At 69.5% G+C, this 9,147-nt stretch carries 6 protein-coding genes; 2 read left to right on the forward strand and 4 right to left on the reverse strand.

Annotated features, from left to right (window positions below; all coding sequences use genetic code 11):
• Positions 1–79: 79 nt before the first annotated feature.
• Genes ACWGI8_RS32615 through ACWGI8_RS32630 form a run of 4 tightly spaced genes read right to left on the reverse strand, consistent with a single transcriptional unit; the run spans position 80 to position 3,878 of the window.
• Positions 80–856 carry a succinate dehydrogenase/fumarate reductase iron-sulfur subunit gene (locus ACWGI8_RS32615; protein ID WP_453666448.1) on the reverse strand — a complete coding sequence of 259 codons (777 nt, stop codon included), beginning with the start codon at positions 854–856 and terminating at the stop codon, positions 80–82.
• Entirely contained in the window at positions 853–2,805 is a 1,953-nt protein-coding gene (locus ACWGI8_RS32620) for a fumarate reductase/succinate dehydrogenase flavoprotein subunit (RefSeq protein WP_453666450.1), read from the reverse strand. Before ACWGI8_RS32620 ends, ACWGI8_RS32615 begins: the two co-directional genes overlap by 4 nt.
• Positions 2,806–2,820: 15 nt before the next feature.
• On the reverse strand, positions 2,821–3,639 hold the full coding sequence (locus ACWGI8_RS32625; protein WP_453666452.1) for a hypothetical protein: 819 nt from the start codon (positions 3,637–3,639) through the stop codon (positions 2,821–2,823).
• An 8-nt stretch (positions 3,640–3,647) separates the two neighbouring features.
• Positions 3,648–3,878: a hypothetical protein gene (locus ACWGI8_RS32630; protein WP_453666454.1), complete on the reverse strand. Its 231-nt coding sequence runs from the start codon at positions 3,876–3,878 to the stop codon at positions 3,648–3,650.
• A 300-nt stretch (positions 3,879–4,178) separates the two neighbouring features.
• Between ACWGI8_RS32630 and ACWGI8_RS32635 the strand changes: the two genes are divergently transcribed.
• Together ACWGI8_RS32635 and typA are read left to right on the forward strand one after the other, a co-directional pair.
• Positions 4,179–6,839, forward strand: coding sequence for an ABC transporter substrate-binding protein (locus tag ACWGI8_RS32635; protein WP_453666456.1), 2,661 nt, complete (start codon positions 4,179–4,181; stop codon positions 6,837–6,839).
• Positions 6,840–7,141: 302 nt separating this feature from the next.
• Positions 7,142–9,049, forward strand: coding sequence for a translational GTPase TypA (gene typA, locus ACWGI8_RS32640; protein WP_453666458.1), 1,908 nt, complete (start codon positions 7,142–7,144; stop codon positions 9,047–9,049).
• The last annotated feature ends 98 nt before the right edge of the window (positions 9,050–9,147 follow it).

Consider the following 9,147-nt stretch of genomic DNA (forward strand, 5'->3'; position numbering starts at 1 on the left):
CCCTGGTCATGGCCTGTGCCCAGGCCCTGAGGCTTCATCCCTGGGCTTCATTCCCAGGCGTCCGCCCTGGGCTTCATCCCTAGGCATCCGCGTCCCGCCGACGGATCTTGTTCCCCAGCCACACCAGCGGGTCGTACTTCCTGTCCACCGCCCGCTCCTTCAGCGGGATCAACGCATTGTCCGTGATCTTGATCTGCTCCGGGCAGACCTCGGTGCAGCACTTGGTGATGTTGCAGTAGCCCAGACCGTGCTCGTCCTGAGCCGTGCGCTTGCGGTCCAGGCCGGTCTCGGCGGCCGCGTCCAGGGGGTGCATGTCCAGTTCGGCGACGCGCATCAGGAAGCGCGGACCGGCGAAGGCCGTCTTGTTCTCCTCGTGGTCGCGCACCACGTGGCAGGTGTCCTGGCACAGGAAGCACTCGATGCACTTGCGGAACTCCTGCGAGCGGTCCACGTCGGCCTGCTGCATGCGGTAGTCGCCCGCGGCGACCCCCTGAGGCGGGACGAAGGAAGGGACCTCTCGGGCCTTGGCGTAGTTGAAGGAGACATCCGTGACCAGATCCCGCATCACCGGGAAGGCCCGCAGTGGCGTGACCGTGATCGTCTCCTCGCGCGAGAAGACCGACATACGGGTCATGCACATCAGCCGCGGCCTGCCGTTGATCTCCGCGCTGCACGAGCCGCATTTGCCCGCCTTGCAGTTCCAGCGCACCGCGAGGTCGGGTGCCTGGGTGGCCTGCAGCCGGTGGATGATGTCGAGGACGACCTCGCCGTCATGGACCTCGACCGTGAAGTCGGTGAGGTCACCACCCCCCTGATCGCCTCGCCAGACCCTGAACCGAGCGTCGTACGTGCTCATTCGTACAGCTCCTCTTCGGCGAGGTACTTGACCAGCTCTTCCTTCTCGAAGAGGGCGAGCAGATCGGGGCGGATGGGCTCGGTCGTCTTCCGTACGAGGTCGATCTGGCCGCGCGCCGGGCCGGTTGGCGGGCCGCCGGAATCGCCCGTGCCGGGGGCCGACGCCCCCGGGGCGAGGCGGCAGAGCAGATTGACCCGGCGCCACTCGCGCTCCATCGAGGGGTAGTCCTCGCGGGTGTGGCCGCCGCGGCTCTCGGTGCGCTCCAGGGCGGACCGGGCGATGCACTCGCTGACCAGCAGCATGTTCCGCAGGTCCAGGGAGAGATGCCAGCCCGGGTTGAACTGGCGGTGGCCCTCGACGCCGGCCCGCCTGGCGCGGACCCGGAGATCGGCCAGCTTCTTCAGCGCCTGCGCCATCTCGCCCTCGCGCCGGATGATGCCGACCAGGTCGTTCATGGCCTGCTGGAGTTCCTGGTGGAGGGTGTACGGATTCTCCGGGGCCGCGCCGGGCTCCGAGCCCTCCGCGCTGAACGGACGCAGGGCCTCCGCCGCGGCCGTGTCGATCTGCTCCTCGTCGACGGGCGGCCGCTCCGCGGCGAGCCCCGACGCGTACTCCGCGGCGTGCAGTCCGGCGCGCCGCCCGAAGACCAGCAGATCGGAGAGGGAGTTGCCGCCGAGCCGGTTCGAGCCGTGCATACCGCCGGCGACCTCGCCCGCCGCGTACAGCCCGGGGACGCCGACCGCGGCGGCCGTGTCCGATTCGACCGCGATGCCGCCCATCACGTAGTGGCAGGTCGGCCCGACCTCCATGGCCTCGGCGGTGATGTCCACATCCGCCAGCTCCTTGAACTGGTGGTACATGGACGGCAGTCGGCGCTTGATCACCTCGGCCGGCATCCGGGTCGACACGTCGAGGAACACACCGCCGTGCGGGGAGCCCCGGCCCGCCTTCACCTCGGCGTTGATCGCCCGGGCGACCTCGTCACGGGGGAGCAGCTCGGGCGGTCGCCGGTTGTTGTCCGGATCGTCGTACCAGCGGTCGCCCTCCGCCTCCGACTCGGCATACTTCTCCTTGAAGACGTCCGGGACGTAGTCGAACATGAACCGCTTGCCCTCGGAATTGCGCAGCACCCCTCCGTCGCCACGCACCGACTCGGTGACGAGGATCCCCTTCACCGAGGGCGGCCAGACCATCCCGGTCGGATGGAACTGCACGAACTCCATGTTGAGCAGCGGGGCGCCGGCGAGCAGCGCCAGCGCATGCCCGTCGCCCGTGTACTCCCACGAGTTGGACGTCACCTTGAAGGACTTGCCGATGCCGCCGGTGGCGAGCACCACCGCGGGAGCCTCGAGCACGAAGAAGCGCCCGGACTCGCGCTCGTAGCAGAACGTTCCCGAAACGCGCTCTCCGTCCTTCAGCACACGGGTGACCGTGCACTCCTGGAAGACCTTCAGCCGCGCCTCGTAGTCGCCGAACTCGCGCTTGTCCTCCTGCTGCAGCGAGACGATCTTCTGCTGCAGGGTCCGGATCAGCTCCAGGCCGGTCCGGTCGCCGACGTGTGCGAGCCGTGGGTACTCATGGCCGCCGAAGTTGCGCTGGGAGATCTTCCCGTCCTTCGTACGGTCGAAGAGCGCGCCCCAGGTCTCCAGCTCCCAGACCCGCTCGGGGGCCTCCTGGGCGTGCAGCTCGGCCATCCGCCACTGGTTGAGGAACTTTCCGCCGCGCATGGTGTCGCGGAAGTGGACCTGCCAGTTGTCGTGTGCGTTCACATTCGCCATGGAGGCGGCGATTCCGCCCTCGGCCATCACGGTGTGGGCTTTGCCGAAGAGGGACTTGCAGATCACGGCGGTACGGGCGCCCCGCTCGCGTGCCTCGATGGCGGCCCGCAGACCCGCGCCGCCCGCACCCACGACGACGACGTCCCACTGCTGCCGTTCGAGCTGAGTCATCAGATGGCACCTTCCTTAGAAGAAACGCGGGTCGTCGAAGGCGCCGGTGGCGAGCAGATAGACGTAGAAGTCCGCGAGCGCGACGCTGATCAGCGACGTCCAGGCGAGCTGCATGTGACGCTCGTTCAGCTTGCCGACCCAGCCCCAGAGCCGGTAGCGCACAGGGTGCTTGGAGAAATGCCGCAGACGGCCGCCGATGATGTGCCGGCAGGAGTGGCAGGAGAGGGTGTACGCCCAGATCAGGACGATGTTGACGAGGAAGACCAGGGTGCCGAGACCCATGTGTCCCCAGGCGTAGTTCTCGTCGCGGAACGCCAGCACGGTGTCGTAGGTGAGGATGCCCGCGACCGGCAGCGCCGTGTAGAAGAAGTAGCGGTGGATGTTCTGGAGGATCAGCGGGAAGCGGGTCTCACCGGTGTACTTCTTGTGCGGCTCGGCGACCGCGCAGGCCGGGGGCGACGCCCAGAAGCCCCGGTAGTAGGCCTTGCGGTAGTAGTAGCAGGTCAGCCGGAAGCCCAGCGGGAAGATCAGGATCAGCAGCGCGGGGGACAGGCCCCACCAGCTGCCGAAGATCTCCCAGTTCGGGCCGGCCTTCATCGGCGCGCAGTTCTCCGCGAGACAGGGCGAGTAGAACGGCGAGACGTACGGCGCCGCGTAGTAGTCGCTGTTCGCGAAGGCTCGCCAGGTCGAGTAGACGATGAAGGCGAGCAGCCCGCCGGCGGTTGCGGCGGGCGCCAGCCACCAGCGGTCCGTCCTGAGGTGGCGGGGGGCGATAGCGGCGCGCGAGGCGCCGTGCACGCCTGTGTCGGGGTGGGGTTCGGTGCCTGTGGCCAACGAAGCTCCTAGGGCGCGTGCCGGTCGCGCGCACCCAGGCCTTCGTCATCCGAATCCGTCCACAGTGAGCTGTCGTACGGAGTGTCGGGGATGGTGACCAGGTCTTCGGGGCGGCCGGCCGGCTGGGTCCGGGATGCGTCCTCTCGCGATTGCGTGAGGCTCCGCTCCAGCCGTTCGACCGTACGGGCCAGGTCGTCGAGACGGCGCTTGACGTCCGTCAATTCGTCCTGCAGGGACATGAACTGCCCTCACTTCCGCGGTCGCGGTGGCATGCGGTTTCTGGGGTCGCCCCCAGAGGGCTCTTTGTGCGCCTGCGAGTGTTGCGCGTCACATCCCTTGTTGTGAAGGCGTGTGCACCGATTCCCGGCGAGCGCCACCCGTAAGGGGCTCCCCATTGGGCCGCACGGGTGGGGTTTACGAGCCGCACCGCCGTGTCGGCGTCACACCCCGCCCTTCGTCGATTTCAGTGTATGCGCAATAGGTGTGATCATCGCCAAATTTCAGGAACCGCCAGGGAATAGGACGAAGGGGTACAAGTCATGTCCAACGCCAGCGCCCCACGCGGGAGGACATGCTCCCGGACGCCTCGCCCCCGTACGCCTCGTGCCCGCACCCTGCGCTCGGTCGCGCTTCTCACCAGCGGCGTCCTCACCCTTCCCGCGCTGGCCGGCTGCAGCGCGGAGGAGACCGGTTCCGAGACCGCGGCGGCCCCGATGGACATCGCTCCGGCCGCGCGCGAGCTGGTCGAGCAGGGCGGCACCCTGCGCTGGGCCGTCGATGCCGTGCCCGCGACACTCAACACCTTCCAGGCCGACGCCGACACCACCACCTCACGGATCGCCGGCGCCGTGCTCCCCTCGCTCTTCACGCTCGACGAGCGTGGCCGCCCGCAGCGCAACCCCGACTATCTGGAAGCGGCCAAGATCGTCGAGCGCGAGCCGAAGCAGGTCGTCCTCTACAAGCTCAGCCAGAAGGCCGTCTGGAGCGACGGCCGGGAGATCGGGGCGGCCGACTTCGTCGCCCAGTGGCGCGCGCTGAGCGGCAAGGACTCCGCGTACTGGACCGCGCGCAACGCCGGATACGACCGGATCGAGAAGATCGAACGGGGCGCGAACGACCTGGAGGTCCGGGTCACCTTCGCCAAGCCGTACGCCGACTGGCAGTCGCTCTTCACCCCGCTCTATCCGAAGGAGGCCATGGGGACGCCGGCCTCGTTCAACGACGGCATCCGGTCGAAGCTGGCGCTGACGGCCGGCCCCTTCACCGTGCAGAAGGTCGACCGCAAGGCCGGCACCACCACCCTCGTACGCAATCCGCGCTGGTGGGGGGCGCCCGCCAAGCTCGACTCGCTGGTGCTGCGAGCCGTGCCCCGTGACAGCCGCGCCGCCGCGCTCGCCACCGGCACCGTGGATCTGGCCGAGATCGACCGGAGCGTCGCGGACCGCATCGCCCTGGCGGTACGGAGCGGGGGCGAGGGGCCGGACAGCGGCGGTCAGGGCCCCGGCGCCGCGCCGTCGGCCGCGCCCTCCGCCGTCCCGTCCGCCTTGCCCTCCACTTTGCCGTCCGCCGTCCCGTCCGCCCTCCCCTCCGCTTTGCCGTCTGCCCCGCTGAAGCCCCAGTCGCCGGCGCAAGCCTCCGACGACCAGAAGGGGAAGGCCGCCCGGATCGCCCGGGAGCTGCTCGCCCGCAAGAAGCTCGCCCGGGAGAAGCTCGCCTTCGACAAGAACAAGGCCGTCATCGCGCAGTACGCCGCCGAGCAGACCGCGCTGCGCGGTTTCGTGGTCCGCAAGAGCCTGGAGCCCGCCTACACCCAGCTCGCGCTGAACGGCGAGTCGGGGCCGCTCGCGGACGAGCGGGTACGGCGCGCCGTGGCCCGTGCGCTGGACCGCAAGGCGCTCGCGGAGGCCGTGCTGAAGCCGCTGGGCCTGCCTGCCCGGCCGGTCGGCAGCCATCTCGCGCTCGCGGGGCAGTCGGCTTACGCAGACAGCAGCGGTGCGCTCGGTGCCCAGGACACCGAGGAGGCCCAGGCCCTGCTCGCCGACGCGGGCTGGACCCGGGAGGGCGCCCGCACCGCGGAGCCCGGCACCAAGGCGGGCCCCGAGAAGAGCCCGGCGGCGAACAGCCCGGCGGGGAACAGTCCCGCGGCGAACAGCCCGGCGGTGAACAGCCCGGCGGTGAGCAGTCCCGCGGCGAACAGCCCGGCGGCGAACAGCCCGGCGGTGAACAGTCCCGCGGTGAACAGTCCGGCGGTGAGCAGTCCCGCGGCGAACAGCCCGGCGGTGAACAGTCCCGCCGCCAAGGCCCCTGCCGCCCACGCCGCGGCGGACCATGCCTCCGACGAGGGCCTCTACGTCGTCGGTGACAACAAGCCGGGCCACAGCGGCACCGCCCCGGAGGACGGCTGGAACGTCCTCGCGCCCGGCCGGTACGCCGCGCTCCAGAGCGTGGCCCTGCGCCGCCAGGCCGACGCCCTCGGCGACTCCTCCGGCGGTGACCGTGACGAGGCCATGCCGAAGGCTCAGGACAGGCAGGGGCCTGTCGCGGGCGCCTACGCCCCCCTGGGCACCAAGGCCCCGGCGGAGCGGAGCCCGGTCGCGGGCCCGCTCGGCAAGGGCGGCAAGCAGCTCGTCCTGCGCTTCGTCCTCCCCTCGGGGCCGGACTCCGAGGCGCTGCGCACCGTCGGTGACCGGATCGCCCGGATGCTGGACAAGATCGGCATCCGCACGGAGATCACCAAGGTCGCGGACGACAGCTACTTCAAGGACCACATCGCCTCCGGCGACTACGACCTCGCCCTGTACTCCTGGCCTGCCTCCGCCTACCCGGCGACCGATGCCCGTCCGATCTTCGCCAAGCCGGAGCCGGCCGCGGACGGCTCGCTGCTGGTGGAGCAGAACTACACCAGGGTCGGCACGGACCACATCGACCAGCTCTTCGCCCAGGCCGTCGCCGAGCTGGACGAGGGGCAGGCCCTGGAGCTGATGAAGCAGGCCGACGCCCGGATCTGGGCCGCCGCCGGCTCCATCCCGCTCTACCAGCGGCCCCAGCTGGTGGCGGCCAAGCGTGATCTCGTGAACGCGGGCGCCTTCGGATTCGCCGCACCGCGCTACCAGGACATCGGCTTCAAGAAGGCCGGGACCTCGGCGAACGGCAAGAACGACCAGAACAGCAAGAACAGCAAGAACGACCAGAACCGCTAGAAGCACCAGAACAGCCAGGCCGACCTGATCGACCAGTCCGGCGGCAAACACTAAGGAATGGGACAAAGCCCACAAAAAGTCGGCCGGAGTCCTCGCGGTGGCTCGCGGACCTCAGAAGCAGCTCAATTCCCTTGCCCGCCGGGGCCACCGGCGGGCAGGGTCGTCCCATGGCCTCGGATCGGGCGGGGAAGTCCATCACGCAACGGCCCCGTACCATAGGACACAGCCGTGGCGCGTCCGCCCGGCGGGCGTACGAGCAAACAGACGCCGCATCCCACGATCCGAGAGAAGCGCTAGCCAGCATGCCCACGCGCCACGACATCCGTAACGTCGCCATCGTCGCCCACGTCGACCACGGCAAGACCACCATCGTCGACGCCATGCTCAAGCAGGCGGGTGCCTTCGCCGCTCACCAGCTCGAGTCCGTCGACGACCGCGTCATGGACTCGAACGACCTGGAGCGTGAGAAGGGCATCACGATCCTCGCCAAGAACACGGCGGTGAAGTACCACCCCAAGGACGGCGGGGCCCCGATCACGATCAACATCATCGACACCCCCGGCCACGCCGACTTCGGCGGCGAGGTCGAGCGCGGTCTGTCGATGGTCGACGGTGTCGTGCTTCTGGTGGACGCCTCCGAGGGTCCGCTTCCGCAGACCCGGTTCGTGCTCCGCAAGGCCCTCCAGCGGCGGATGCCCGTCATCCTCTGCATCAACAAGACGGACCGTCCGGACTCCCGGATCGACGAGGTCGTGAACGAGACCTACGACCTCTTCCTCGACCTGGACGCCGACGAGGACCAGATCGAGTTCCCGATCGTCTACGCCTGCGGCCGTGACGGCGTCGCCTCGCTGACCAAGCCGGAGGACGGCACCGTCCCCGCCGACAGCGAGAACCTGCAGCCGTTCTTCTCCACGATCCTGGAGCACATCCCGGCACCGGTCTACGACGACGAGGCCCCCCTCCAGGCCCACGTCACCAACCTGGACGCCGACAACTTCCTCGGCCGTATCGCGCTGCTCCGCGTCGAGCAGGGCGAGCTGCGCAAGGGCCAGACCGTCGCCTGGATCAAGCGGGACGGCTCGATCGCCAACGTCCGCATCTCCGAGCTGATGATGACCGAGGCGCTCACCCGCAAGCCGGCCGAGAAGGCGGGCCCCGGTGACATCTGCGCGGTGGCCGGTATCCCCGACATCATGATCGGCGAGACGCTGGCCGACCCGGAGAACCCGGTCGCGCTGCCGCTGATCACGGTCGACGAGCCGGCCATCTCCATGACCATCGGTACGAACACCTCGCCGCTGGTCGGCCGCGGCGGCACCGGCAAGGGCGCCGACAACAAGGCGGCCGTCAAGGACCGCAAGGTCACCGCCCGCCAGGTCAAGGACCGCCTCGACCGCGAGCTGGTCGGTAACGTCTCGCTGCGCGTCCTGGACACCGAGCGCCCGGACGCCTGGGAGGTGCAGGGCCGCGGCGAGCTGGCCCTGGCCATCCTGGTCGAGCAGATGCGCCGTGAGGGCTTCGAGCTGACCATCGGCAAGCCGCAGGTCGTCACCAAGGAGGTCGACGGCAAGGTCCACGAGCCGGTCGAGCGCATGACGATCGACGTGCCCGAGGAGCACATGGGCGCGGTCACGCAGCTCATGGGTGTCCGCAAGGGCCGGATGGACAACATGTCGAACCACGGCTCCGGCTGGGTCCGCATGGAGTTCGTCGTCCCGTCCCGTGGCCTCATCGGCTTCCGCACGGAGTTCCTGACCAACACCCGTGGTACGGGTATCGCCCACTCCATCCACGAGGGTCACGAGCCCTGGTTCGGCACCCTGACGACCCGCAACAACGGCTCGCTGGTCGCCGACCGCTCCGGCGCGGTCACGGGCTTCGCGATGACGAACCTGCAGGAGCGCGGCGTCCTCTTCGTGGAGCCGGGCACCGAGGTCTACGAGGGCATGATCGTCGGTGAGAACTCCCGCTCCGACGACATGGACGTGAACATCACCAAGGAGAAGAAGCTCACCAACATGCGCTCCTCCACGGCCGATGTCGCGGAGTCCATCGTTCCGCCGCGCAAGCTCTCGCTGGAGCAGTCGCTGGAGTTCTGCCGCGACGACGAGTGCGTCGAGGTCACGCCCGAGGCGGTCCGTATCCGCAAGGTGAACCTGGACGCCCGCGAGCGCGCCCGCGCCGCGTCCCGCGCCAAGCACGGCTGAGCCAGGCACGGCTGAGCCGGGTGCGGCTGAAAACCGACCACGGCTGAACCCCCTGGCCCAGCGAACGGCCCGGACAGTCCCGCTCCGCGGGAGTGTCC

This window comes from Streptomyces sp. NPDC054841 (genome assembly GCF_053611045.1).

Excerpts from the sequence above, each read along its gene's own strand:
- ACWGI8_RS32615 (WP_453666448.1), bottom strand. The coding sequence starts at position 856 with ATGAGCACGTACGACGCTCGGTTCAGGGTCTGGCGAGGCGATCAGGGG.
- ACWGI8_RS32635 (WP_453666456.1), top strand. The coding sequence starts at position 4,179 with ATGTCCAACGCCAGCGCCCCACGCGGGAGGACATGCTCCCGGACGCCT.
- typA (WP_453666458.1), top strand. The coding sequence starts at position 7,142 with ATGCCCACGCGCCACGACATCCGTAACGTCGCCATCGTCGCCCACGTC.
- ACWGI8_RS32620 (WP_453666450.1), bottom strand. The coding sequence starts at position 2,805 with ATGACTCAGCTCGAACGGCAGCAGTGGGACGTCGTCGTCGTGGGTGCG.
- ACWGI8_RS32630 (WP_453666454.1), bottom strand. The coding sequence starts at position 3,878 with ATGTCCCTGCAGGACGAATTGACGGACGTCAAGCGCCGTCTCGACGAC.